This window comes from Pseudomonas sp. GM80 (assembly GCF_000282515.1).
GTDB lineage: Bacteria > Pseudomonadota > Gammaproteobacteria > Pseudomonadales > Pseudomonadaceae > Aquipseudomonas.
The window spans coordinates 12,019-36,633 of record NZ_AKJD01000041.1 but is presented as its reverse complement, the minus strand read 5'-3'; the positions used below and the strand labels follow the sequence as shown (position 1 = coordinate 36,633).

Sequence of the window (24,615 nt, the reverse complement as noted above, 5' to 3'; positions counted from 1 at the left end):
CGCCTTTTGCGCCCACTGTCTTTTTTACGGTTGGATCAAACATGACCAGGCAACAGCAAGTGGTGATTGTCGGTGGCGGGGTGATTGGCCTGCTGACCGCCTACAATCTCGCCTCCGAAGTGCGCAGCGTGGTGCTGCTCGATCGTTCGAATCTCGGCCAGGAATCGTCCTGGGCGGGTGGCGGTATCGTTTCGCCGTTGTACCCGTGGCGGTATAGCCCGGCCGTTACCGCGCTGGCGCATTGGTCGCAGGATTTTTATCCACAGCTCGGCGCGCGCCTATTTGCCGACACTGGGGTTGATCCAGAAGTGCACACCACCGGCCTGTACTGGCTGGACCTGGACGATGAGGCCGAGGCGCTGGCCTGGGCCGAGCGGGAAAACCGTCCGCTGCGGGCTGTGGATATCTCGGCGGCGCACGATGCGGTGCCAGTGCTCGGCAGTGGATTCTCGCGGGCGATCTACATGGCGGATGTGGCCAATGTACGCAATCCACGCTTGGTGAAATCGCTGAAGGCAGCGCTGCAGGCCTTGCCGAACGTGACCATTCACGAACAGTGCGAAGTCAGCGGGTTTGTCCGCGAGGGCGCGCGGGTGGTCGGTGTGCAGACGTCCACGGGTGTGATCGAGGGCGATCAGGTGGTGCTGACGGCGGGGGCGTGGAGCGGTGATCTGCTCAAGACGCTGGATCTGACGCTGCCGGTCGAACCGGTCAAAGGCCAGATGATTCTCTACAAGTGCGCGGCGGACTTTTTGCCGAGCATGGTATTGGCCAAAGGACGTTATGCGATCCCGCGCCGCGACGGGCATATCCTGATCGGCAGTACGCTGGAGCACGAAGGCTACGACAAGACGCCGACCGAGGTGGCGCTGGAAAGTCTCAAGGCTTCAGCGGTCGAGTTGTTGCCAGCGTTGGCGGATGCAGAAGTCGTCGGGCATTGGGCGGGGTTGCGTCCGGGCTCTCCCGAGGGGATTCCGTACATTGGCCGGGTGCCGGGGTTTGATGGCTTGTGGTTGAATTGCGGGCATTACCGCAATGGATTGGTGCTGGCGCCGGCGTCGTGCCAGTTGTTTGCCGATGTGATGCTGGGCAGGGCGCCGATTATTGATCCGGCGCCGTATGCGCCTGAGGGCCGGATCTAAAGAAAGATCAAAAGATCGCAGCCTTCGGCAGCTCCTACATTGGAGCGCGTTTCCTGTAGGAGCTGCCGAAGGCTGCGATCTTTTGCGATTTAATCCAGGCCGAGTTTTTTCAACCTGTAGCGCATCGACCGAAACGAAAGACTCAACCGCTGCGCGGCCGCCGTACGATTCCAGCGGGTTTCTTCCAGCGCCTGCAGAATCAGTTTGCGTTCGACGTTCTCCAGATAATCTTCCAGGTTATCGATCTGCGTCAGATCGGCAATGCCGCCTTCCGCCGCGCAATTGCCCTCGCTCAAGCGCAAATCCTCTGCCTCGATCGTGCGGTTTTCACACAGGGTATGTGCCCGCTCAAGCACGTTCTCCAGCTCGCGCACATTTCCGGGAAAGCGATAATTCTTCAGCGCTTCCAACGCCTGTGGATGTAGGCGCGCGGCCGCTTGGCCGCTGTCCTTGGCCAAACGCTTGAGCATATGCGCCGCCAGCACTTCGATGTCATCACGGCGCTCACGCAACGACGGCACGCGCAGTTCGATCACGTTCAAGCGGTAATAGAGATCCTGGCGAAAACGCTCGGCCGCCACTTCGGCGTCGAGGTCCTTGTGCGTGGCGCACAAAATCCGCACATCGACCACGCTTTCCTGCTGCCCGCCGACACTGCGCACGGCTTTCTCCTGGATCGCGCGCAGCAGTTTCACCTGCATCGACAGCGGCAAGTCCGCCACTTCATCGAGAAACAACGTGCCGCCGTGCGCGGCCTGGAATAGCCCCGGTTTGTCTTCGACCGCGCCAGTGAAACTGCCTTTGCGGTGGCCGAAGAATTCGCTTTCCATCAGCTCCGAGGGAATCGCCCCGCAGTTCACCGGTACGAACGGTTGGCTGGCACGTGGACCTTGTTCGTGGATCAGCCGAGCGACCAGTTCTTTGCCGCTGCCGGACTCGCCGCTGATGTAAACCGGTGCCTGACTGCGGGCGAGTTTGTCGATCTGTTTGCGCAGGTTACGCATCGGCTGTGAATCGCCCAGCAGCCGTCGATCAATCGAGGTGCAAACCCCGCCCACGGCCGGCATGCGCAGGGCAGCGCCGACCAGTTCGCGCAGGCGCGTGAGGTCCACCGGTTTGGTAAGGAAGTCGAACGCCCCGGCCTTGAGTGCGTTGATCGCCGTTTCCAGGCTGCCGTACGCGGTGATCATCGCCACGGGCAATTGTGGATAACGCTGCTGAATGTGCTGCACCAGTTCCAGCCCCGTGCCGTCGGGCAGGCGCATGTCGGTCAGGCACAGGTCGAATGACTCACGGTGCAACAGCGCTTGAGCCTCCGCCAGATTGCGGGCGCTGTAGGTGTCGAGTTTCATCCGGCCCAGGGTGATTTCCAGGAGTTCGCGGATATCGGGTTCGTCGTCGACGATAAGGATTTTTTGCCGTGGGCTCGTGTTCAACTTTGTTTCCGTCCGTGAGCAAAGGTGATGCGAAAGCAGCCGCCGCCTTGGCGTGATTGAAAGTCTAGGCGCGCTTGGTTGCTTTCGCACAGCTCACGGGACAGATAAAGCCCAAGGCCGGTGCCCTGGTTGCTGGTGGTGAAGAACGGTTCGAACAGATGGGCCTGTTCTGCGGCAGGTACGCCGGGGCCATTGTCCTGCACTTCAAGTACCGCCAACTGGCTGTCGGTATCGACGAACAGGGACAACCAGACCTCAGCCTGATCGTGCAGCAGGGCGCTGTGGCGCCAGCCGTTGCGCAACAGATTGTCGAGAATTTGCGTGAGCTGGTTGGGGTCCATCAGCGTGGCGAATTCACCCGAGTTGATCCGCAGATGGATCTGCTGGCGCTCGGTGGCCTGTTCGCGGCTTTCGACGACGAAGTTTTCCAGCCACGGCTTGAGATCCAGCCGTTGCGGTGCACTTTGCTGACGGCGGGACAGTTGCAGGACGTTTTCGATGACTCGATTCATGCGCTGGGAGTGATCTTGAATGATCTGCGTCAGACGCCGATCGGCGCTGTCGAGTTCCTCGGATTCACCCAATAGCTGCGCGGCATGACTGATGGCGCCCAGTGGATTGCGAATTTCATGGGAGATGCCGGCAGTCAGGCGCCCGAGCGCGGCAAGCTTCAATTGCTGGGCTTGCTGGGCGACTTGCGCGAGGTCTTCGAGGAACACCAGGGTTTGCTGGTTCGGGCTCTGTTCCAGAGCAATGAAGTTCGGTTGCAGTTCGAGGCCGTTACCGGCGATCTTCAGGCTTTGCGGGCGTAGGGTCGGGTTGTTCATCCACAATTGCAGGCGATCGACCAGCGCCGGTGCGTAGTCGTCGATCAAGTGACCCTGAAGGTGCGTTTGCGCGAGCAAGGTCTGGGCGCTGTGGTTGGCCAGTTGCACCCGTCGTTCTGCGTCGAGCACCAGAATGCCGGTGCGCATGCGTTGCAGGATCAGTGCGTTCAGTGCTTCCAGGCCGACCACTTCGCTGGCGCGCTGCTCGGCCAGTGTTTCGCTGACTTCGAGGCGACGGATCAGCCCTTGCACCAGCAGCGATGCGGCAAAGCATAAGGCGCCGAGCGTGCCGGCCTGCAAGTAATCGTTGGCACTCAACGGGTGGCTGAAACCCAGCAGAAAGCTTGAACCGACAATGCCGAGGGCGCCAATGGCGGCGATCAGCAAGCCAATGCGTCGGCGCAGCAGGGTGTTGCTGATCGCGACCGAAACGATCAGCAGGTTGCCAATCGCGCTGGCGACACCGCCGGCGGCGTAGAACAGGCCGCACAGCAGCAAGACATCAACCAGCGCCAGGCTGAACAGCTGCGCCGGGCGCCGGGTGTTCTCGAGAAACACCACCAGCAAAATGTTCAGCACCAGGTACAGCCAACTGCCGCTGCGCAGCAAGTCGTCGTCGATCGACGTCAGCAGGCGGTTGTCCATGTTGCTGGAGATCAGCAACACCAGGGTGATGCCGACGCTTAATCGGTAGAGATGATAAAGGCGCAGCAGCCGCTGCGCCTGTTTGCTGTCGGCGTGAGTGGCCTCAGCGATCACTGGCGCCCGGGCCTTGCTCGAGGTGAGCCTGGCTGCAATACCACTGTTGTTGAACGCCGAGTGCGCGGTCGCGCGGCAAATGCACACCGCAGTGGGCGCAGCGCACCATCGGCGATGCGTCCTGCTCGCAAGGGGCACGATTGGATTGAGAGGGCGCGGCAGGTGCCTTGAATTTACGCCACAGCCAAATGGCGGCGAAGATCACGGCGATCCAGAACAATAAACGAAGCATGATGAGCGGCTTTTCGACTGATGATCCGGCAGTTTAGCCAAGGACCCGAGCAGCGCACAGGGGATTAAAGCGCGGAAATGAAAAAGGGAGATCCGCAGATCTCCCTTTTCTGTACCGGCGGTGTGATCAGTCGAACACGCCGAAGGTCATGTAGCTGAACCACGAACGGTCAGTGTCGCTCGACTCAGGCTCAGGCTCTTCGATCACGTCGCCGTTTTCGTCTTTAGGCTTGAGCTCGTTCGGGATCGCGTCTTTCGCGTCCTGGAACTGCTTCTGCACGTCCTGGTTGGCGCGGGTCTCGCCTGGTGGCAGCGGTGGACGCGACTCGATCAGACCGAGGGTTGCCTTGCTCAGGAACGAACGGTTGTCGGCTTCGGCAACCCGTGGCACGAACTGGCCGTCTTGCAGGTTCGGGTGATTCGGGTAGTTGAGCTTCAGGGTTTCCAGACTGGTGTTGGCCAGTTCGTCCAGGTGCAGACGCTGGTAAGCCTCAGTCATTACCGCCAGGCCGTCACCGACCGATGGGGTTTCCTGGAAGTTTTCCACTACATAGCGGCCACGGTTGGCAGCAGCGACATACGCCTGACGGGTCAGGTAGTAGTCGGCCACGTGGATTTCGTAGGCTGCCAGCAGGTTGCGCAGGTAGATCATGCGCTGCTTGGCGTCCGGCGCGTAGCGGCTGTTCGGGTAGCGGCTGGTCAGCTGGGCGAACTCGTTGTACGAGTCGCGCGCGGCGCCCGGGTCACGCTTGGTCATGTCCAGCGGCAGGAAGCGCGCCAGCAGGCCAACGTCCTGGTCGAAAGAAGTCAGACCTTTCAAGTAGTACGCGTAATCCACGTTCGGGTGCTGCGGATGCAAACGAATGAAACGCTCGGCGGCGGACTTGGCAGCTTCCGGCTCGGCGTTCTTATAGTTGGCGTAGATCAGCTCCAGCTGTGCCTGATCGGCGTAGCGACCGAACGGATAACGCGACTCCAGAGCCTTCAGCTTGGCTGTGGCGCTGGTGTAGCTGTTGTTGTCCAGGTCAGTCTGAGCCTGCTGATACAGCTCGGCTTCGCTGAGGTTTTCGTCTACGACTTCCTTCGATGAGCAAGCAGCGGTCAATGCGAGGATGGCGATCAGCAGCAGGTGTTTCACTTGCATGGCGGCTTGCGTCCCTATGACGGCCGCTGTCTTGGGCGGGGCCGTCCTGTTATGATGAGCGCCCCGTTGAAAAGCCTCGGGGCAAAAGACGCCGTATTTAACCACAAGCGCGCAGCCGAAACCAAAAGCTGTGCCGACGCACAGTCAGAGCATGTCCGATAAAATTGAACTTCGCGCAGAGGTGCCGTCCGAATTGGGCGGCCAACGCCTCGATCAAGTCGCTGCCCAACTCTTCGCTGAGCACTCTCGCTCGCGCCTTTCCGCCTGGATCAAAGAAGGTCGCCTGACTGTGGACGGGGCGGTCATCCGCCCTCGCGACATCGTGCACGGCGGTGCCATCCTTGAGCTGACTGCCGAGCAGGAAGCCCAGGGCGAGTGGATCGCCCAGGACATCGAGCTCGACATCGTCTACGAAGACGACGACATTCTGGTGATCAACAAGCCCGCGGGCCTGGTGGTACACCCGGCTGCCGGTCACGCCGATGGCACGCTGCTCAACGCCTTGCTGCACCACGTGCCGGACATCATCAATGTCCCGCGCGCCGGCATCGTGCATCGCCTGGACAAGGACACCACCGGTCTGATGGTGGTGGCCAAGACCATTCAGGCGCAGACAAAGCTTGTTACTCAATTGCAGAGTCGCAGCGTCAGCCGCATCTATGAGTGCATCGTGATTGGCGTGGTAACGGCTGGTGGCAAGATCAACGCCCCGATCGGTCGCCACGGCCAGCAGCGCCAGCGCATGGCAGTGATGGAAGGCGGCAAGCCTGCCGTCAGCCACTACCGCGTGCTGGAGCGTTTCCGTTCGCACACCCACGTACGGGTGAAGCTGGAAACCGGTCGTACTCACCAGATTCGCGTACACATGTCGCACATCAACTTCCCGTTGGTCGGCGATCCAGCGTACGGCGGTCGTTTCCGCATTCCGCCAGCCGCTAACCCGACCATGGTTGAATCGCTCAAGCATTTCCCGCGTCAGGCCCTGCACGCGCGCTTTCTTGAACTGGATCATCCGACGACCGGTATACGCATGAGCTGGGAATCGCCGCTGCCAGAAGATTTCGTCTGGCTGCTGACCCTGCTCAAACAGGATCGCGAGGCCTTCATCGGATGAACTGGCTGACGCCGGACTGGCCCGCGCCGGCCAGCGTCAAAGCCTGCGTCACCACCCGCGAGGGCGGTGTCAGCGAGGCGCCGTTCGACAGCCTCAATCTGGGCGATCATGTTGATGATCGTCCCGAGGCTGTTGCCGAGAACCGTCGGCGCCTGACCGATCATTTCTCTATACAGCCTGCCTGGTTGCAGCAAGTGCACGGGATTGCCGTGGCGCATGCTGATCCGGGCATTGTTGCGACCGCCGACGCCAGTTGGACGGCAACGCCCGGTATTGCCTGTGCGGCGATGACGGCGGATTGTTTGCCAGCATTGTTCTGCGATCGTGCTGGCACCCGTGTGGCGGCGGCCCATGCCGGTTGGCGTGGTCTGGCGGCGGGTGTACTTGAAGCGACGCTCGACAGCCTTGATGTTCTGCCCAAAGACGTTTTGGTCTGGCTCGGCCCGGCCATCGGCCCGCAAGCCTTTGAAGTTGGCGCGGAAGTGCGCGAAGTCTTCATTAACCAATTGCCCGCAGCGGCAGACGCCTTTGTACCGAGCCCCAATGCCGGCAAGTTCATGGCTGATATTTATAAGCTGGCGCGCCTGCGTCTGGCTGAACGCGGTGTCACTGCTGTTTATGGTGGCGGTTTCTGCACCGTGACCGATCCGCGCTTCTTCTCCTATCGCCGTGCCTCGCGCACCGGTCGCTTCGCCTCCCTCATCTGGCTCACCCGCTAGACTGTCTGATCTGCATCAACTGCCTGACGCTTGAATCTTGCAGAATCGACCGCATCTATAGCGGTATCTGGCAGGTTTCTTTATTCAGGATGGTTTTTAGGTCCGGCCTGCTCAAAAGGAAGGTGACTTATGCGAATAGACCGTTTAACCAGCAAATTACAGTTGGCCTTGTCCGACGCGCAGTCGTTGGCAGTCGGCCACGATCATCCGGCGATTGAGCCGGCGCACTTGATGCAAGCCATGCTTGAACAGCAGGGTGGTTCGATCAAACCTCTGCTGATGCAGGTGGGCTTCGACGTCAACAGCTTGCGCAAAGAGCTGACCAAAGAGCTCGACCAATTACCGAAAATCCAGAACCCGACCGGCGACGTCAACATGTCGCAGGATCTGGCGCGCCTGCTCAATCAGGCCGATCGCCTGGCCCAGCAGAAGGGCGACCAGTTCATCTCCAGCGAACTGGTGCTGCTCGCGGCGATGGACGAGAACAGCAAGCTCGGCAAGTTGCTGCTCGGCCAGGGCGTGAGCAAGAAAGCCCTGGAAAACGCGATCAACAACCTGCGTGGCGGCGAAGCGGTGAATGACGCCAACCACGAGGAGTCGCGTCAGGCGCTGGATAAATACACCGTCGACCTGACCAAGCGCGCCGAAGACGGCAAGCTCGATCCGGTGATCGGCCGTGACGACGAAATTCGTCGCACCATTCAGGTTCTGCAACGGCGCACCAAGAACAACCCGGTGCTGATCGGTGAACCTGGTGTGGGTAAAACCGCGATCGCCGAAGGTCTGGCGCAGCGCATCATCAACGGCGAAGTGCCGGACGGCCTCAAAGGCAAGCGTCTGCTCTCGCTCGATATGGGCGCGCTGATTGCCGGTGCCAAGTATCGCGGTGAGTTCGAAGAGCGCCTGAAATCGCTGCTCAACGAGCTGTCGAAGCAGGAAGGGCAGATCATTCTGTTCATCGACGAATTGCACACCATGGTCGGCGCCGGTAAGGGCGAAGGCTCGATGGACGCCGGCAACATGCTCAAGCCTGCACTGGCGCGCGGCGAGTTGCACTGCGTTGGCGCGACCACGCTCAACGAGTACCGCCAATATATAGAGAAGGACGCGGCGCTCGAACGACGCTTCCAGAAAGTCCTGGTGGATGAACCGAGCGAAGAAGACACCATCGCCATCCTGCGCGGCCTCAAGGAGCGCTACGAGGTTCACCACAAGGTAGCGATCACCGACGGCGCGATCATTGCGGCGGCCAAGCTCAGCCATCGCTACATCACTGACCGGCAGCTGCCGGACAAGGCCATCGACCTGATTGACGAGGCCGCGAGCCGCATCCGCATGGAAATCGACTCCAAGCCGGAAGTGCTCGATCGTCTGGAGCGTCGCCTGATTCAGTTGAAGGTGGAATCCCAGGCGCTGAAGAAAGAAAGCGATGAAGCAGCGATGAAACGTCTGGAGAAACTCCAGGAAGAAATCGTCCGTCTCGAACGCGAGTATTCCGATCTGGAAGAAATCTGGAACTCGGAAAAAGCCGAGGTGCAGGGTTCTGCACAGATTCAGCAGAAGATCGAACAATCGCGTCAGGAACTGGAGGCGGCACGCCGTAAAGGCGACCTGAACCGCATGGCCGAGTTGCAGTACGGGGTGATCCCGGATCTGGAGCGCAGCCTGCAAATGGTCGATCAGCACGGCAAGAGCGAAAACCAGTTGTTGCGCAGCAAGGTGACTGAGGAAGAGATCGCTGAGGTCGTGTCGAAGTGGACCGGCATCCCCGTGTCGAAAATGCTCGAAGGCGAGCGCGACAAGTTGATGAAGATGGAAAGCCTGTTGCACAAACGGGTGATCGGTCAGGAAGAGGCGGTGGTCGCCGTCGCGAACGCAGTACGGCGTTCGCGCGCCGGGTTGTCCGACCCGAATCGCCCAAGCGGCTCGTTCATGTTCCTCGGCCCGACCGGTGTCGGTAAAACCGAGCTGTGCAAGGCGCTGGCCGAATTCCTCTTTGATACTGAAGAGGCGATGGTGCGGATCGACATGTCCGAGTTCATGGAGAAACATTCCGTGGCGCGTCTGATCGGTGCGCCACCGGGATATGTTGGCTATGAAGAGGGTGGTTACCTGACCGAGGCGGTGCGTCGCAAGCCTTATTCGGTGATCCTGCTGGACGAGGTCGAGAAGGCGCACCCGGATGTGTTCAACATCTTGCTGCAAGTGCTTGAGGATGGTCGCCTGACCGACAGCCACGGCCGTACGGTGGACTTCCGCAACACGGTGATCGTGATGACTTCGAACCTGGGGTCGGTACAGATCCAGGAACTGGTCGGTGATCGTGAAGCGCAGCGTGCTGCGGTAATGGATGCACTGACGTCGCACTTCCGTCCGGAGTTCATCAACCGGGTCGACGAAGTGGTGATCTTCGAGCCGCTGGCGCGGGATCAGATCGCAGGCATTACCGAGATCCAGTTGGGTCGTCTACGTACGCGTCTGGCCGAGCGTGAGCTGAAGCTGGAACTGAGCCCGGAAGCGATGGATAAGCTGATTGCGGTGGGCTACGACCCGGTCTATGGCGCACGTCCGTTGAAGCGTGCGATTCAGCGCTGGATCGAAAACCCGCTGGCGCAATTGATCCTCTCGGGTCATTTCATGCCAGGCGACACGGCAACGGGTGTGGTCGAGAACGACGAAATCGTTTTCAACTAAGCCCAAAGGCCAATGAAAATTGGCAGGCCCCACCTTGTGGGGCCTTTTTTTTCGTTAGGCTGTTGAACTCAAAGGAAAAGGCTTGTAAAGTGCGCCCCGCAGTCAGTCGCCAAGACGGTTTCAACTCACTGAGCTGAAATCTGAAATAAGTTGCAAATCATTAACTTGAAAGCAATTTAGGGGGTTGACAGAGGTGTTCTAGGTTGTAGAATAGCGCGCCTCAGACACACGAACGCAGCGATGCGAACGAGTGACTGGAAGCAGTAAGTTTCACCGTTGTAAATTGAAATATGTAGTTCCGTGATAGCTCAGTCGGTAGAGCAAATGACTGTTAATCATTGGGTCCCAGGTTCGAGTCCTGGTCACGGAGCCAATTTCAAGCCGGGGTATAGCGCAGTCCGGTAGCGCGCCTGCTTTGGGAGCAGGATGTCAGGAGTTCGAATCCCCTTACCCCGACCATTTTTGGGTCGTTAGCTCAGTTGGTAGAGCAGTTGGCTTTTAACCAATTGGTCGTAGGTTCGAATCCCACACGACCCACCATTTTTGAAACCAGTTAACGCTGGGATCGAATCTTAAGATCAGAGGCCAAAAGCGCTGATCGAAGAAGGCGATCTTTGAAAGGTCGCCTTTTTTTTACCGGGGTATAGCGCAGTCCGGTAGCGCGCCTGCTTTGGGAGCAGGATGTCAGGAGTTCGAATCCCCTTACCCCGACCATATTAAAAATCCTCGTATCGAAAGATACGGGGATTTTTTTTGCCTGCGAAAAACTGAGGTCTCATACAAAAGCACTCTTACCACCTGCTGGATTGCGACTTGACCGCTCTTTTTTGAAAGAAAGCATGCGTAACGATCAGATCAGATCAGATCAGAGCTATGAGAATGAGCACTTAACGAGCCAAAGTAGCCGAATCGATTACGTCAAATGCTCCAACGGCGAAAACGTCTCAGATAATCAAAGTTCATTTTCGACAGTGTTTGCAGCCAAGGTAAATCGTCGAAACCCATTGAAGCCATTGTTAATAGGTTGGTTCCAGGGCCGGGGTTCAAAGGGGGAGAAATACTCATTGTAACGTCCACATTGGCTTTGCTTAACTGAGAAGGTAAAACTCCCGGTTCCTCGCCTACCCAGATTTTCCTGACTTTTTGGACGTACGCCGTACGAGTCTCATTGGAAAACGAAGGGAGTACCTTGTTGAGTGGGCGTGTATTGCTGCTCACCAGATCATTCATGCGACGTGAGGTGAGCGATAGATTTTTCAGGTCTGACCCTGGTAGATAACGGATGAGGTTTTCCATTGCACCATCCGGCAGTTTGGCGAGATGGTTCGTTGCAGTGCGTCCAGCCAGTCTGGCAGCACCTGAGGATGAACTGGCAAATCTTGGCACCCCGCCAGCGTTTTGAAGGTTATGCTGCCACCGCCCCACAAAACTCCCGACTTTTGTAATCGTCTTTCCCATCGCCGGCGCTAACGCAACCAACGATGCCGCTACTCCCGTCCCCAACGATATCCAGCCCAGGATTTCCGCTGCTTGTTGATTCCCCGTCACCTCCGCGATAGGGGAGGCGAGGCCCGTGGCTGCAGCCACTGTGCCCAAGGTAACTGTCGTCGCAGCAATAATAACGCCTGGCGTTATTGCACCTAGAACGGCACTGACACCTGCTACGCCGGCTGCTATGGCTCCAGTGACACTCCCAGCGGTAACCGCTGCTGTTACCGCCACAAACGCGGAGGTAACCACCGGAGCAAGAACCCCGAACGATGCCACAATTGCGACGGCTCCGAGTACTACACCAAGTGCCGCCCCAAACCAACTCCAGAAACTGTGCCCATCCGGATCCACTCGATTCACCGGGTCCCCTCCGCAGTATGCATACCGATTCAGTCCCCCATCCCCCAGCGGACTGGCGCTATCAGGGGCGAGGAACAGCATCAGTTGCGGATCGTAAGGTCGGTAACTGCCGGGATGGTAAAGACCCGTTACCACGTCGCGCAGCTCTCCGGCATATCCCACTCGACTTTGTGCTGTTCCGTCATCATCACCGTGATCGGAATAACTCAGCAAACGGTTGGCCCCGTTGTTTTCCAGACGCATTGAGCCCTGACCGTCAGTACCGGTCAGCAGAACGCTGCGGATGGACTGACTCAACCGGCTTTCAGCGAACACTGCATCAGTTGAGCGAACCATCGTCAGCATCGCGCCGTTGGGTGCGCGCTCATTGATCATTTGATCGTTGATATAGAACCGTCGCGCAGTACCTTTGGCTGTTTCCTGTTCGCCCAAACGGCCCAATGGATCGTAGCGATAGAGGCTGCTGGCACCGTTCTCGCTGATTTCGCGCACTCGGCCGTTGGCGTCCCAGGCAAGTTTTCGATAAAGCGTTGCGTTGCGCCACTCCTCTATCAGTCGGCCATTGGCGTCCCACTTCAGTTCTATGTCAGTGTCCTGCACACCGCGATGGGTGATCGCGACGGGGCGATCCGGTGCGACCGGATCGTAGCGGAAGGACATAGTGTTGCGAGTGCCATCGACGAAGGTGGTATCGAGTTTTTGATAACCGTCCAAGGCATTCAGCGTGAACATCTGCTGACTGATACGTTTGCCCGTGCGGGTGTCCAGCGGCGCATCAGGGCCGGTCGCGGTACTTTGCAGCAGGCGACCGCGTTCATCATAGGTGTAGCGTTCTTCGCTGTGCAGCAGGCCATCCAGTTCCCAGCGTCGCAAGGCGACTTTATCGCGGCCGGTGAAGGCCAGCGTTTGCACGGTTTTGCCCTCGGCGTTTTGCCATGTGCGACTCAATTCACGGCCAAAGGAGTCGTAGCTCAGCGACTGCTCCAGGCTGCGATTGTTGGTGCTGTCGATGGTGGTAATGGTATGTATACGGCCGAAATCGTCGTAGGAAAAGTGAACGCTGATGGAGCCGGCCTGCTGCACCTTCGTGCGGCCCCACTGGTCATATTCAATCTGATGCACGGTTCCACCGACATCGGTCAGATGGATGGCGCGTCCTATCAGCGACTGGGCGGCGACGGTGGTGGTGTGCGTTTCGCCAGCCACTGTCCATTGTTCCTTGATCGGTCTTCCCGACGCTGAATACTCCTGCGTGATCATCCCCAAACCACCTTGGATCTTGCTGGGAAAACCCTCAGGCGGACGATACGTGCACACATAACCGCTATCGCCCTGTGGCACCGCTGCAATGAGCGCGTTATCCAGTTTTTTTTCATAGCGGAAATCGATCTGTCTACCATCCGCTTGTGTTGCTGAGGCGGGTGGCAACTGACCCTTCAGGTAGTTGAGCGATTCAGTCTGGCCGCCGGCCTGCAGCTGCACGGATCGCCCGAGGCCATCAAATGTCTGGGTGGCCAGCACTTGCGCGCTGCCGTCGGCAGGCGTGAGGCTAACCATCACTGGATGATCGCCGTCGCTATGCATGGCGTATGCCCAATGCACTACGCTGCCGTCCTCGCGAGTGACGCGATGGGTACGGCCGAACACATCGCGTTCGGTTCGAGTCGTGGTCGTCACGCCATCGGCGATGATCTGATGACTGATTGGCCGGTAGAGACCATCGAATGTCCACTTCTCTACCCGCAAAACGGCACCGGGCTGGCCGTCTGCAATGCGCGGCGCGCGCACGGTGACCTGCTCAATCTCTCCTGCACGATTGCGCACCATCTCGGTTTCCGCCCCACGCTCACCTGTCCGACTCTGCTGCCAGTGCCGGCTGATCAGCGTAATCGGGTCCTGGATCGTGTGCTGGCTGGTGCCGTCCGGTTGATGCTGTGCGCTGATCTGCCCCCAGGCATCGAGATCCTTGCGCGTGGTAAGGCGGATAGGGGATGTCAGGCCGGGTAACCAGTCCTGTACGGTTTCACTGAGCAACTCACCGTCATGGCCGTACACGCCGGACCAGACTTCGCGAAACTGCTGGCCGGTGATGTCGCTGTCCTGACGTTCTTCACGAACAGGCCGGCCGCTGCCATCCAGCAACAGACGACGTTTCTGCCCGGTGATGTCGGTTTCCTCGACCGTCACGGCTTTGTCGCGGTTTTTCCCCGCAGTGATGAAACTACAGAAACTGCTGACCTCGTATTCGGTGCCGGCAGATTCAGTGCGCCGGACAACCCGGCCAAGGGTGTCGTAGGCGTAGGTTGTCGCAACGGCGTCTTCACTCAATTCAATCAGGGTCAAGCCCGTCAACGAATGACGTACTGTATTGCTGATGACGGCGAGCCCGTCATGGCCAGTTAGCGTCTGGGTTTCGTGAAGCCCTTCGGCATCGAACGTGCGAGCGAACGTTGTGGTTGTGGCATAGCCGTTGAGCGTATTGATGCTTTGTATCGGTTGACCGAAAAAAGCACTGGCAGGGTTTAAATCCCAGCCTTGTGTGGTTGTGCCGATTAATTGCTCCGTCGGGCTGGCGAGTACTAAGGCTGTTTCCTCATTGGCTATAAGGTTTTGTACATCATCGATTTGGCGCTTTGGCAGCAGCGCATAGCGCCTGCGTGTTTGGGTAGGTGAGACACCGCCAGTGCCACCACCGGGGACCGGCGCCGGCATCAATGTTGTGCTTTTCACCCAGCGTATGAATTCACGACCGTCATCAGGGCAGCCTTCGCTGCCGCCCAGTGGATAAAATTCCGTGGTTTCAATCCGGCCATCGGCAAAGCGCTTTTGCAGGACGTTGCCGTAATCGTCGTAGTCAGTTTCTTCGCGTACTTCGCGCGGCGGCTGTACGCCGTCTTCATAGCGGGTAACTGTTGCGATCGGTAGTTGGCACCACGCTTCCTGCTGTTCCCAGCTTTTGTCTGGATCATCACCGTAAATCGTCTCGAAAGTAATGACCTTCTGTTCTGCCACGCTTACACCGTCTTGCAGGCGAGTGCTGTGGCGCGTGGTGACTTCTTTGGTTTGCAGGTGGAAGCGGTTCCAGGTGCGCTCGGCGGTGGCCAGGGTTTCGCCTTTCTCGTTCAAAACCGTTTCAATGTTGCTGTATCGGTAGGAGGTCATGCGGTAGAGATTGTCGATACCGTCCTGCCAGCCACCCGGAGGTGCAACATCACCGCCAAGGAAGTTCGAGGTACCGATCCATTTGAATTGGCGATGGATGTCCGGCTGACCGGCGCCGGGCGAATGGCGATGACTAACCACCCTGGGCAACCAGGCAAGCGGCGCACCGGGCGGCAATCGGTGCCCCTGATTGCCTGTGGCGTATTGCACGCTATCTTCGCTGCCCAATGGTCCCAGCACGCGGTTGGGGAATAGCAGACCGCTGTCTTTATCCGTCAGATAATCGAACGTCCAGCGGCTGTCTTCATCGGGCAAGATCAGTTGGGTCAGTTTGCCGTTGACTTGCTGCAGGGTAATCTTCGATTCACTGTCGCTGCCCGGGAACAGGGTAAAGACCACGGCTTCTCGACTCATTGCGACCCGCAACAGGGGAAGCTCCGGCCCGCGCTCATCCCAAATGCTGTCCAGGCCGAACTGATTGTTACCGCGCGGCAGCCATCTGAAAAACGCCTGCCGACCTTGCGGCGAACGCATCTGCACAATCATCGCCAGACCGCTGCGCTCTTGAACTTCCAGCCATTCGGTATCGCCGCTTTTGTGCTCGACGCGGAATACGCGCCCGTTGGTACCCATCTGCCGTACTACGAAACTGCGCAACTTTTGATCATGGAATACCAGCAGTCCGCCATCGGAGAAGTCTGATTTGCGTCGATCCAGACGGTATTGATCACCGGTCAGCAGGCTGAGTCGGTCGGTGTTCAGATCCAGCATCGATACGCCCAACTGCCAGCCCAAACCGAAGCCCATGTCGGTGTGAGAGGCGAGCGGGCTGAAGTGCAAAGACAGACTGACGATAGGGCCGGCGAGGTTGTTGGCTTGCAGGCTCGGGAGTTTGGCGGCGAGGGTGAATTGGCCGGTGCGGCGGTCGACGTCGGTGGTGACATGGCCTATGAAGTTACTGGCTTGAGAGTAAAGTCCTGCGGAAGTTAGCCAGTTATTAATAGTCATTTTATGTCGTGGTAAGCTCATCATAATCACCCGTCTTTGAGAGTTGTGATGGTTTAAGAAAAGTCTTAGTGACCATCACGCCACATAACAACGCAGGAAACTTTTCCCTCTATAGGTCTATTGGCCCCGTACCATCTTCTGGCCACAACTCCTGGAACTATTTCCTTGCCCTCTGGGACAGTAAATGCGGCTCCGACGGGTACTCGGGCAGTTGGCTGGCCAGGGATTGGGTCAATAATTTGATACTCTGCTCCTGCCCCGCTACAGCTATGCAAATTAGCGTAGCTTTCAGTAATAGAGAAAATTACTCCCTCGCGCGGATTTTCCACTGAAAAATAATAGGCTTTATCATTTGGACAGGCAGCCCCTGGATAGAAGCTGTAATGACCATAGACGACAAGGAGTCTACAAAGCAAATTGTTATTGGCTCCGTACAACGCAAGTTGCGAGTAGTTTTTTGTTTCCTTCATTTTGGAAACGTAGGGAGTGCATGAAGATGACAACAAGGCTAAAATTACAGATAAGATTATTTTGTAGCTTGTTGTTTTCATTGAAGCACCTTTAGTTTGAGTAGCTTATAGCTATCCATGGGACGGAAGAGGTTGGCATTTGATTTTTGGCCAAGATCCGAGTTAATGGGGAGCCTGTGTTGTTTTGGCGACTTAACCTTTCGATGTTGCTGTCGATTTTTGTTGAATGGCGATTACGTTGTTATATAAAAAATATCTCTTTTTTTTGCTGTTGATACCTGTCAACTCTGACAGGTGTCAAGTAGGTTTGATTGTGTTAGAAGTACCAGTTGTAGCGTATTGGCGCCCGTCTAGAAGCGTCTTATGGTCAGGAATCGGCTGCAATCAACCCTTAATTTCAGGTGTATGCCATGGACTCGAAATCAAGATTTCAATCGGTCAATAATGCTGTGTCGGTTACTTACCTTCTTGTAGAAGTTGAACCTTTTCAAGGGTATGAAAATGCTCAGGCAAGGGTATTCGCCAATGGCGTACAAAAGTGTGTAGCGCTGATTACCCTCCAAGCCCGCAACAGCAATGGAGAGATCGTTTCTCTTGCAGATGATCTGAATGTAAACATCGTTCCCTATACGTCAGCCTCGGGAAGCTGGAACAGTGATCGCAACCCGCCAGTAACAGGAGTTCTGCCTTTTCCTGAGCAGACTATCGCTTCAACCAACTCTCAATCTCTATCCCGAATGGCAGTCGAACATCCTGATAATACTCAGCAGTTTCGACGATACATCAGCTATACAGGTGTGCCCGACGGCACCGTCAACCAGTTCGCGGCCCAAGTGCAGTTGCCCGGCACAAAATATATTAGTAATCACCGCGATGCGCCTTATGGCGGTGCGGGGCAGAATGGTCGTTTCAACAGCAGCTTTCGTTTGAAAGCCTTAGCACCACCTGTGTACGCGTCCTATAACGGTGGTTTATTGCTGAGCGATCCTGTGGAAGTTTTTAGTGGGCCTCTCGAAGGCTACACGGCGAAAGTGCATAACCGTTATCTCAGTTTGCGCCTGCCAGGCACTTCAACGCCTGTGAATATTCACCCTCAGTCGAGTACGCCTGCCGACTCGTCACTTCACGACAATAAGGCCACCGCATTTGGCGACCCAGGCAGTGCCATTGCGAAAAAGAACGTACCCGCAGGCAATCAACTTGGCCTCTCAATGAATCAGGCGCTAGCGGCCATTCGACAGCCGCGGTCAGGCGCAATTGCTATAGCGGTCGGAATGTATTCACGGGTGTCTGAACTCTTCCCCGTACGGCAAGCCTGTTATTACAGTTCCGGGATGGATGTTTATGGCAACCCGCTACGCTTTGCCGCTACGTTGGCTTCCGAATATCCGCTACGCGATCCTTGGCTTTATCAACTCAGTGTCGAATGGGCTGGCGCTGCGAGCCCTCAGCAGGAAAAACCGCCACTCAGCAGTTGGTTGACACAATTGGCTGTGGTGGTGAGTTCTGCTTCTAATCGCGTCTATCCAAATAGCCGTCAGCAATTGGAAGTCACCGTAGGTATCGAGTCGCTGATGAGTCAAACCGTCAAGCCCGAAGAGCTGGCAAGTGTAAAGCTTATGGTGCGTGATGCCTTTGGCCAGTTCACTGCATTGCCAGAAGGTGACGCCGGGGACGGCGCGTGGTTCTTCCGTCGCGAACGCAATGAGTATCTGGAATATCCAGGAGTGGTCAGCGAGCCTTCATCGGTTCCCCCAGCAGCGGTACATACCCGCACATTTTTTGTATCGGCGAGCAAAAGCGGCAATTCCGGCGGTAATCTGGAAAGACTGTATGTGGGGATTACCCGTCATACCAGTGAGGGCAGTTTTGAATACATTACAGATGGGGAGGAATCCGGCTTTGTATCGAACGTGGAAGTTCGTAAAGCAGAAATTCCCGAGTATCTGGTTGACAACTACACGTTCGAGCGCACGCTGATTTCGGGCAACGGTGATTCGGATACGTTTGTCTGGCAATATGCCCTTGCCGGAGGCGGAGTGCAGCAACCATTGGTGAAGTTTTTGTCCGCGAGTATGACGCCGGTCGGAGTGATTCAGTGGGACGATAGAAGTTCGAATGTCACCCGTGCATCGAACGTCGGTTTTTCATCACCCGGTGGCACAATTTTCCAATATAACCCTGCGATCCAACTGGGGAGTGCCTTCACACCGGTCACCCAAGTCAGCAACCCGAAAAATGGTCATGTCATGTTGGTGTTGCAAGGGGCGAACAACATTCCGTATCACAGCCAGAGTGCGATCAATCATAACGGCCCCTGTGTGCTGAATGCCGTCGATGTCTATGGCAATGATCACCGCTTGCAGATCCGCTTCAAAGACGCTTCACCGTTGGGACGACATGAGTTAGTGCTGTTTTGAAGGAGGGGGCAGAAATAAAGAGGGGAGCGAACCTGTTCGCTCCCCTCATCGGTTTAGTGCAGCTTCAAACGCGGCTCAGTCCCGCGACCAATCTTGCTCCCCAGCATCAGCATCGCCGTGCGGAACGGCCCGTACAGCGCCATCTGGTGCATGCGATACAGCGAGACGTAAAACATCCGCGCCAGCCAGCCTTCGAGCATCACGCTGCCGGTCAGGTTGCCCATCAAGTTACCCACAGCCGAGAAACGCGACAGCGAGATCAGCGAGCCGTAGTCGGTGTACTTGTATTCCGGCAGGGTCTTGCCTTCGATGCGCAGCTTCAGCGACTTGGCCAGCAATGACGCCTGTTGGTGCGCCGCTTGTGCACGCGGCGGCACGTTGCGATCGGTGCCCGGTTGCGGGCAGGCCGCGCAGTCACCGAAAGCGAAGATGTTTTCATCGCGAGTGGTTTTCAGCGTCGGCAGCACTTGCAGTTGATTGATGCGGTTGGTTTCCAGGCCGTCGATGTCCTTGAGGAAACCCGGCGCCCGAATACCGGCGGCCCAGACTTTCAGGCTGGCCTTGATCTCGTTGCCGTCGGCAGTAATCAGACTGTCGGCGGTCACTTCGCTGACCGACGCGTTGGTCATCACATTGACTCCGAGTTTCTCCAGGGTCTTGTGTACCGGCCCGCTGATGCGCTCCGGCAGGGCAGGCAGCACCCGTGGCCCGGCTTCGATCAGGGTGATGTGCATGTTTTCCGGTTTGATTCGATCCAGTCCATACGCCGCCAGCTCATGCGCAGCGTTGTGCAGCTCTGCCGCCAGCTCAACGCCAGTGGCGCCCGCGCCGACGATCGCGACGCTGATCTGCTCGACCACATCGGTTTGCCCGGCGTGTGCACGCAGATAGTGATTGAGCAATTGCTGGTGGAAACGCTCGGCCTGTTTGCGGGTGTCGAGGAACAGGCAGTGCTGCGCCGCGCCCTGGGTGCCGAAATCGTTGGTGGTGCTGCCGACGCTGATCACCAGCGAGTCGTACTGCACTTCCCGCGCTGGCACCAGTTCTACGCCGTTTTCGTCGTAGGTGGCGGCCAGCTGGATTTTTTTCTGTGCGCGATCGAGCCCGCTCATGCGCCCCAACTGGAACTCGAAGTGGTTCCATTTGGCTTGGGCAACATAGTTGAGTTCGTCTTCGGAGGAGTTCAGCGAGCCGGCGGCCACTTCGTGCAGCAGCGGTTTCCAGATGTGCGTCAGGTTGGCGTCGACCAGCATCACGCTGGCGGTGCCGCGCTTGCCCAGGGTCTTACCCAGACGGGTAGCCAACTCCAGACCGCCGGCGCCGCCGCCGACAATAACAATACGATGAGACATAGGGATAACTCGCAAGGTTTTTAAAGGAAATCGGTGCGGTTACCCAAGCGAGCGCCAAGCTGCTCATAGCGTCAGGTAACTGATAAATCGGCTCAACAGGCCCAGACCAATGGTCACTGCCAGCACCAGCACGAGGAGCATCCACGGCCGGAAAGGCCGGCGCTCGACTCGGTGTTGGGACAGTTGCAGGTACTCTTCGACATGCTTTTGGTCTTCGGGGTTCAGGCGGCTGGTCATAATGGCCTCGTCAGGTAGACGTTGCTGAATGTGAACAAGCTACAGCGGTTTTTATCCGGGGTTGAACGGAGCATAGCCGCTGTCCGGAACCGGCTCGACAGACACGCCATCATCGAGGCGAATGATCCCGCTTTGTAACACCCGCGCGGTAATTCCGCCATGCCCGCGCACGGCTTGAAACGTGCCGGGGCCGAGGTTGTTCTGCAAGCGTGCGCAGGGCTGACACCAACCGGTGGTTTCGAAGATGGCCTGGCCGATGCGAAAGCGCCGGCCCTTCAGGCTAAACAAATTGATACCGCTGATAACGAGATTGCGCCGCAGATCTTCAGGCCTGACCGGTTGATCGTCGGCACGGCCCATCAACGCGCTGATCACCGCGAGGTGTTCGAACTGAATCAGCGTCACCTGCCGCGCGTTACGCACGCCGGGCCGGGCGTGATCGCCGGTCAGCCCGGCTTCGAGCCGCGCCTCGACGGCGTCCAGCTCGATCATCGGCCCACGGGATTCGGGGCGCACACCGATCCAGCGCACACGGCCGGTCTGCGGTACGTCGGCAATCAGCTGCTGAAGCGACGTCACAGGCTGATCCCGACGTCGAAGACGATGCTGCGGCCGAGGTTGCTGCGCAGAAAATCCGGCGCATCCGGGTGGGCGAACAGCACGCGGGCGAAGGTCGGGCCGACCAGCGACAGCGAGCGCCAGCCCTGACGCAGATATTCGGTGGGCGGCGGGAAGTGGCTGTTCAAGTCGAGCACTTCGCGTTTAAGGCTGGCGAAGGCAATGATGTCCAGTTCGCCCAGATCCATGCCGCGCTCTTTGTAGTTGTGGGCTTTTTTGCGCAAAGTCGGCGCCAGTCGCATAAGGAATTCATTAGCCGGGATGCGCTTGGGCTTGGCTTCACGGCGCACCAGCTGGCTGAGCGAAAAAGCGCTGCGCCGGCGCTGCAGTTCGTCGCGCCATTCGTCGTTGAGGCGACGGCCTTCATCGAGGACGAAAAACACTTCGAAATTGGCATCACGAAACAAAACGTCCGGCGGCTCGCCGGCCGGCGCGAATTCGTCGGCGCGGTAGGGAATGTTCAGGCCTTGCAGCAGGCGCTGGCAGACCCAACGCTCACGCTCCCATTTGCGGGCATTGGACAGGAATGCGTTGGCCTGCTCGGCCGCGATGGTCAGCAGGCGTAAATAATCTGAGTCATCCATAGGCCCAAGCTTAGCGTTCAAATGCGACAAGCAGAAAGCTTTGCTTGCACCGCCCGTTCACCTCGCCCTTGTAGGAGCTGCCGAAGGCTGCGATCTTTTGACTGTAAAAAGAACAAGATCAAAAGATCGCAGCCTTCGGCAGCTCCTACGGGGGGATGTCGATGGAGGGTGAGGGAGTCATGATTGGGGCTGAACTGCTTTCGACGGCAAGTCTGACATTCGGTTGGCTGATTTACTTGCCGGTGCTGCTTTGGGCGGTCGTGCGGGCGCCGTGGGTCGAGCTGTTCAGTGACAGCCGTCGTCAGCATCTTTTGTTCGGCACGGTGTTCGCGTTGTTTCTGCTGTGGCTGGTGCGCAGGGATTTCGACACCGGCGTGTCTTATCACTTCATCGGCATGACCGCCGTGACATTACTGCTGGACTGGCCGTTGGCGATTGTCGGCGGCCTGGTCGCGCAACTCGGTCTGGTGCTGCTCGGGCGTCAGGATCTGCTGGCACTTGGGGTCAACGGTTCGCTGTTTATTCTGTTGCCGGTGCTGATCACCGAGTGCGTGGCGATTCTGGTCGAGCGTGCGCAACCGCGTAATCCTTTCGTTTATATCTTCTGTTCGGGGTTTCTGGCTGCCGCGTTGTCGGCATTGCTTTGCCTGCTGCTGAGCCTGACGTTGCTCTGGTACGACGGCATCTTTGCCATGCCGGAATGGCTGGAGGATTTCATCGGTTACCTGTGGCTGATCATTTTCCCTGAGGCGTTCATCAACGGCATGGTCATCAGCGCGCTGGTGGTGTTCTGCCCGGAATGGCTGGAGACCTTCAATCGCACGCGCTACCTTTCGGCACCGTGGAAGGACGACGATCCCAAGCCTTGATCCACATCAAACCGACCACGCAGACAAAATCTCATGCTCAGCCAAATCCCTTCAGGAGCTGCGGCATGAGTGTGTACGAGTGGGCGAGGCAGGAAACCCGGCAGAGTCTGGACATGGCGCAAGAGGTCGGGTTTGACCCCGGTTTGAGTTTGCGCGCCTTGCTCAGTGCCGTGGTGCAGCAGAGCAAGGCGGTGCGCAATGCCGAAGACCTGGCTGACGAGTTGCGCTTTCTGGCGGAAAACCTCGACGACGAACAGGACTACGGCTTTATGCGGCCCTGACCGCGATCAGTGGCGCGGATCGAAGTCGCCGGAAAACAGTTCGTCTTCCGCATCCGGTGCCACCGGAATCTTATGTTCTTCCGACGCCCAGGCGCCGAGGTCGATCAGTTTGCAGCGATCGGAACAGAACGGGCGAAACTTGTTTTCAGCGGTGAACTCAACGGGCGCGCCGCAGGTTGGGCATTCAACGGTAGGAATCTGGCTCATGCTTGGCCTCCGGATAAAGTCAGGTAAAAGTGATGCAGACGCTCGACTTCGCTGTGCAGCCAGGCGAGGTCGCGGTCGTTGACCACCACGTCGTCGGCGCGGCTCACGCGGTCTTCACGGCTCGACTGGGCCTTGAGGATCGCCTGAACCTGCTGCTCGCTGGTCTGGTCACGTTGCAAGGTACGTTCGATCTGCAATTGTTGCGGGGCGTCGATCACCAGGATGCGCTGGGTCATCGCGTATTGCCCGGATTCGATCAACAGCGGCGACACCAGAATCGCATAAGGCGATTTTGCCAGTGCCAGGTGATGAGCGATTTCCTCGGCGATCAACGGATGCAGCAAGGCTTCGAGCCAACGCCGCTGCTCTGGAATCTCGAAGATCAGTTTGCGCAAGGCCGCACGGTCCAGCGTGCCGTCAGCTTGTAACACGCCGGGGCCGAAATGCTCGGCAATCTTTGCCAGCGCCGGGCGGCCAGGCTCGACCACCCAACGCGCCGCGTGATCGGCATCCACGACATGAATGCCGAGGTCGATAAAGTGCTGGGCGGCTGCGCTCTTGCCGCTGCCGATGCCGCCGGTCAGGCCGAGAATCCAGGGTTTTTCCACAGGGGTATTCATTTCAAACCGACAAACTGCCAATAGAAGTCGGTTATTTGACCACCCCAGAGCAAGGCAATCCAGCCGGCAATTGCCAGATAGGGGCCGAAGGGGATCGGCGTCGAGGTTTCCTGCCTGCGCAAGCGCAACATAATCACCCCGATAATCGCCCCCACCAGCGACGACAGCAGGATGGTCAGCGGCAGAATCTGCCAGCCGCCCCACGCGCCAAGCAATGCCAGCAGCTTGAAGTCACCGTGGCCGATGCCGTCCTTGCCCGTCAGCAACTTGAACAGCCAGAACACCGACCACAGCGCCATGTAGCCGGCCACCGCGCCCCACAGAGCATCGTGCAACGGCACGAACAGCCCGAAACTGTTGACGATCAATCCCAGCCACAGCAACGGCAGCACCAACACATCGGGCAGCAATTGATGCGCGGTGTCGATCAGGCTCATCGCCAGCAAGCCCCAAGTGAGGAAGATCAGCAGGCACGCCGGCCAGCCAAAACCGAAATGCCAGGCGATGAAGGCCGAGAGCAGCCCACACGCCAGCTCGGTCAGCGGGTAACGTTTGCTGATCGGTGCCGCGCACGCCGAACAGCGCCCGCGCAGCCACAGATAACTGAGCAGCGGAATGTTCTCCCACGGGCGGATGCGGTGCGCGCAGTGCGGGCATTCGGAGTGCGGCAGCATCAGGTTGTAGGTCGGTAGCGGCGGTTCGCCGGGCAGGCCGAGCACGTCGTGAGCCTGCTGGCGCCAATCGCGCTCGAGCATTTTCGGCAAGCGCCAGATCAACACATTGAGAAAGCTGCCGACCACCAGCCCCAACAGCAGCGCGGTGCAGACAAAGGCCAGCGGGTACAGGGCAAACAGTTCGTCGATAGGCATG

The 24,615-nt window shown here is 58.0% G+C and carries 20 protein-coding genes and 4 tRNA genes; 11 read left to right on the top strand and 13 right to left on the bottom strand.

All coding sequences use genetic code 11. The features are described 5' to 3' along the window. Positions 1 to 41: 41 nt before the first annotated feature. On the top strand, positions 42 to 1,142 hold the full coding sequence (gene thiO / locus PMI37_RS04415; RefSeq protein WP_008078523.1) for a glycine oxidase ThiO: 1,101 nt from the start codon (positions 42 to 44) through the stop codon (positions 1,140 to 1,142). A gap of 89 nt (positions 1,143 to 1,231) precedes the next feature. On the opposite strand, the gene PMI37_RS04410 is transcribed toward thiO, so the two are convergent. The 4 genes from PMI37_RS04410 to PMI37_RS04395 form a co-directional block, all read right to left on the bottom strand. Further along, positions 1,232 to 2,578 carry a sigma-54-dependent transcriptional regulator gene (locus tag PMI37_RS04410; RefSeq protein ID WP_008078522.1) on the bottom strand — a complete coding sequence of 449 codons (1,347 nt, stop codon included), beginning with the start codon at positions 2,576 to 2,578 and terminating at the stop codon, positions 1,232 to 1,234. After that, on the bottom strand, positions 2,575 to 4,164 hold the full coding sequence (locus PMI37_RS04405) for a sensor histidine kinase (protein ID WP_008078520.1): 1,590 nt from the start codon (positions 4,162 to 4,164) through the stop codon (positions 2,575 to 2,577). The genes PMI37_RS04410 and PMI37_RS04405 overlap by 4 nt, the downstream gene beginning before the upstream one ends. Continuing rightward, entirely contained in the window at positions 4,154 to 4,396 is a 243-nt protein-coding gene (locus PMI37_RS04400) for a PP0621 family protein (RefSeq protein ID WP_045122965.1), read from the bottom strand. Before PMI37_RS04400 ends, PMI37_RS04405 begins: the two co-directional genes overlap by 11 nt. Positions 4,397 to 4,522: 126 nt before the next feature. Beyond that, positions 4,523 to 5,539 carry an outer membrane protein assembly factor BamD gene (locus PMI37_RS04395; protein WP_008078517.1) on the bottom strand — a complete coding sequence of 339 codons (1,017 nt, stop codon included), beginning with the start codon at positions 5,537 to 5,539 and terminating at the stop codon, positions 4,523 to 4,525. Between the two features lie 151 nt (positions 5,540 to 5,690). Between PMI37_RS04395 and rluD the strand changes: the two genes are divergently transcribed. The 7 genes from rluD (at position 5,691) to PMI37_RS04360 (ending at position 10,780) form a co-directional block, all read left to right on the top strand. Next, positions 5,691 to 6,653: a 23S rRNA pseudouridine(1911/1915/1917) synthase RluD gene (gene rluD, locus PMI37_RS04390; protein WP_008078515.1), complete on the top strand. Its 963-nt coding sequence runs from the start codon at positions 5,691 to 5,693 to the stop codon at positions 6,651 to 6,653. Next, the gene (pgeF, locus tag PMI37_RS04385) at positions 6,650 to 7,372 is read left to right on the top strand and encodes a peptidoglycan editing factor PgeF (protein WP_008078513.1); all 723 of its coding nucleotides are present in this window, start codon (positions 6,650 to 6,652) and stop codon (positions 7,370 to 7,372) included. The genes rluD and pgeF overlap by 4 nt, the downstream gene beginning before the upstream one ends. A 129-nt stretch (positions 7,373 to 7,501) precedes the next feature. After that, positions 7,502 to 10,066 carry an ATP-dependent chaperone ClpB gene (gene clpB, locus PMI37_RS04380; RefSeq protein WP_007909871.1) on the top strand — a complete coding sequence of 855 codons (2,565 nt, stop codon included), beginning with the start codon at positions 7,502 to 7,504 and terminating at the stop codon, positions 10,064 to 10,066. Positions 10,067 to 10,363: 297 nt separating this feature from the next. Continuing rightward, positions 10,364 to 10,439, top strand: a tRNA-Asn gene (locus PMI37_RS04375). A gap of 9 nt (positions 10,440 to 10,448) precedes the next feature. After that, a tRNA-Pro gene (locus tag PMI37_RS04370) sits at positions 10,449 to 10,525 on the top strand. A 5-nt stretch (positions 10,526 to 10,530) separates the two neighbouring features. Continuing rightward, positions 10,531 to 10,606 (top strand) — tRNA-Lys (locus PMI37_RS04365). Between the two features lie 97 nt (positions 10,607 to 10,703). Continuing rightward, positions 10,704 to 10,780: transfer RNA gene (locus PMI37_RS04360), tRNA-Pro, on the top strand. A 204-nt stretch (positions 10,781 to 10,984) separates the two neighbouring features. Here the strand turns inward: PMI37_RS04360 and PMI37_RS04355 are convergent. Both PMI37_RS04355 and PMI37_RS31770 read right to left on the bottom strand, forming a co-directional pair. Next, the gene (locus PMI37_RS04355; RefSeq protein WP_045122964.1) at positions 10,985 to 16,087 is read right to left on the bottom strand and encodes an RHS repeat-associated core domain-containing protein; all 5,103 of its coding nucleotides are present in this window, start codon (positions 16,085 to 16,087) and stop codon (positions 10,985 to 10,987) included. Between the two features lie 65 nt (positions 16,088 to 16,152). Beyond that, positions 16,153 to 16,638: a hypothetical protein gene (locus PMI37_RS31770; RefSeq protein ID WP_157173060.1), complete on the bottom strand. Its 486-nt coding sequence runs from the start codon at positions 16,636 to 16,638 to the stop codon at positions 16,153 to 16,155. 329 nt (positions 16,639 to 16,967) lie between these two features. Between PMI37_RS31770 and PMI37_RS31765 the strand changes: the two genes are divergently transcribed. Further along, positions 16,968 to 18,977, top strand: coding sequence for a hypothetical protein (locus PMI37_RS31765; RefSeq protein WP_008078509.1), 2,010 nt, complete (start codon positions 16,968 to 16,970; stop codon positions 18,975 to 18,977). 53 nt (positions 18,978 to 19,030) lie between these two features. On the opposite strand, the gene PMI37_RS04345 is transcribed toward PMI37_RS31765, so the two are convergent. From PMI37_RS04345 to PMI37_RS04330, 4 genes are all read right to left on the bottom strand, one after another. Further along, positions 19,031 to 20,329: an NAD(P)/FAD-dependent oxidoreductase gene (locus tag PMI37_RS04345; protein WP_008078507.1), complete on the bottom strand. Its 1,299-nt coding sequence runs from the start codon at positions 20,327 to 20,329 to the stop codon at positions 19,031 to 19,033. A 63-nt stretch (positions 20,330 to 20,392) separates the two neighbouring features. Beyond that, positions 20,393 to 20,566 carry a DUF3094 domain-containing protein gene (locus PMI37_RS04340; RefSeq protein WP_007909875.1) on the bottom strand — a complete coding sequence of 58 codons (174 nt, stop codon included), beginning with the start codon at positions 20,564 to 20,566 and terminating at the stop codon, positions 20,393 to 20,395. A 51-nt stretch (positions 20,567 to 20,617) separates the two neighbouring features. Next, a complete protein-coding gene (locus PMI37_RS04335) occupies positions 20,618 to 21,145 on the bottom strand; it encodes an MOSC domain-containing protein (RefSeq protein WP_008078505.1) in 528 nt (175 codons plus the stop codon). After that, positions 21,142 to 21,768 (bottom strand): DUF1780 domain-containing protein, encoded by a 627-nt coding sequence (locus PMI37_RS04330; RefSeq protein ID WP_008078503.1) that lies wholly within the window; start codon positions 21,766 to 21,768, stop codon positions 21,142 to 21,144. The genes PMI37_RS04335 and PMI37_RS04330 overlap by 4 nt, the downstream gene beginning before the upstream one ends. Positions 21,769 to 21,947: 179 nt before the next feature. Between PMI37_RS04330 and PMI37_RS04325 the strand changes: the two genes are divergently transcribed. Beyond that, positions 21,948 to 22,637: an energy-coupling factor ABC transporter permease gene (locus PMI37_RS04325; protein ID WP_045122962.1), complete on the top strand. Its 690-nt coding sequence runs from the start codon at positions 21,948 to 21,950 to the stop codon at positions 22,635 to 22,637. A 65-nt stretch (positions 22,638 to 22,702) separates the two neighbouring features. Further along, the gene (locus PMI37_RS04320; protein ID WP_008078491.1) at positions 22,703 to 22,918 is read left to right on the top strand and encodes a hypothetical protein; all 216 of its coding nucleotides are present in this window, start codon (positions 22,703 to 22,705) and stop codon (positions 22,916 to 22,918) included. A gap of 6 nt (positions 22,919 to 22,924) precedes the next feature. Here the strand turns inward: PMI37_RS04320 and yacG are convergent, their stop codons facing one another. Genes yacG through PMI37_RS04305 form a run of 3 tightly spaced genes read right to left on the bottom strand, consistent with a single transcriptional unit; the run spans position 22,925 to position 24,614 of the window. Further along, positions 22,925 to 23,125, bottom strand: coding sequence for a DNA gyrase inhibitor YacG (yacG, locus tag PMI37_RS04315; protein ID WP_007909902.1), 201 nt, complete (start codon positions 23,123 to 23,125; stop codon positions 22,925 to 22,927). Then, positions 23,122 to 23,745, bottom strand: coding sequence for a dephospho-CoA kinase (coaE, locus tag PMI37_RS04310; RefSeq protein WP_008078489.1), 624 nt, complete (start codon positions 23,743 to 23,745; stop codon positions 23,122 to 23,124). The genes yacG and coaE overlap by 4 nt, the downstream gene beginning before the upstream one ends. After that, positions 23,742 to 24,614: a prepilin peptidase gene (locus PMI37_RS04305; RefSeq protein ID WP_008078487.1), complete on the bottom strand. Its 873-nt coding sequence runs from the start codon at positions 24,612 to 24,614 to the stop codon at positions 23,742 to 23,744. Before PMI37_RS04305 ends, coaE begins: the two co-directional genes overlap by 4 nt. Position 24,615: the final 1 nt, after the last annotated feature.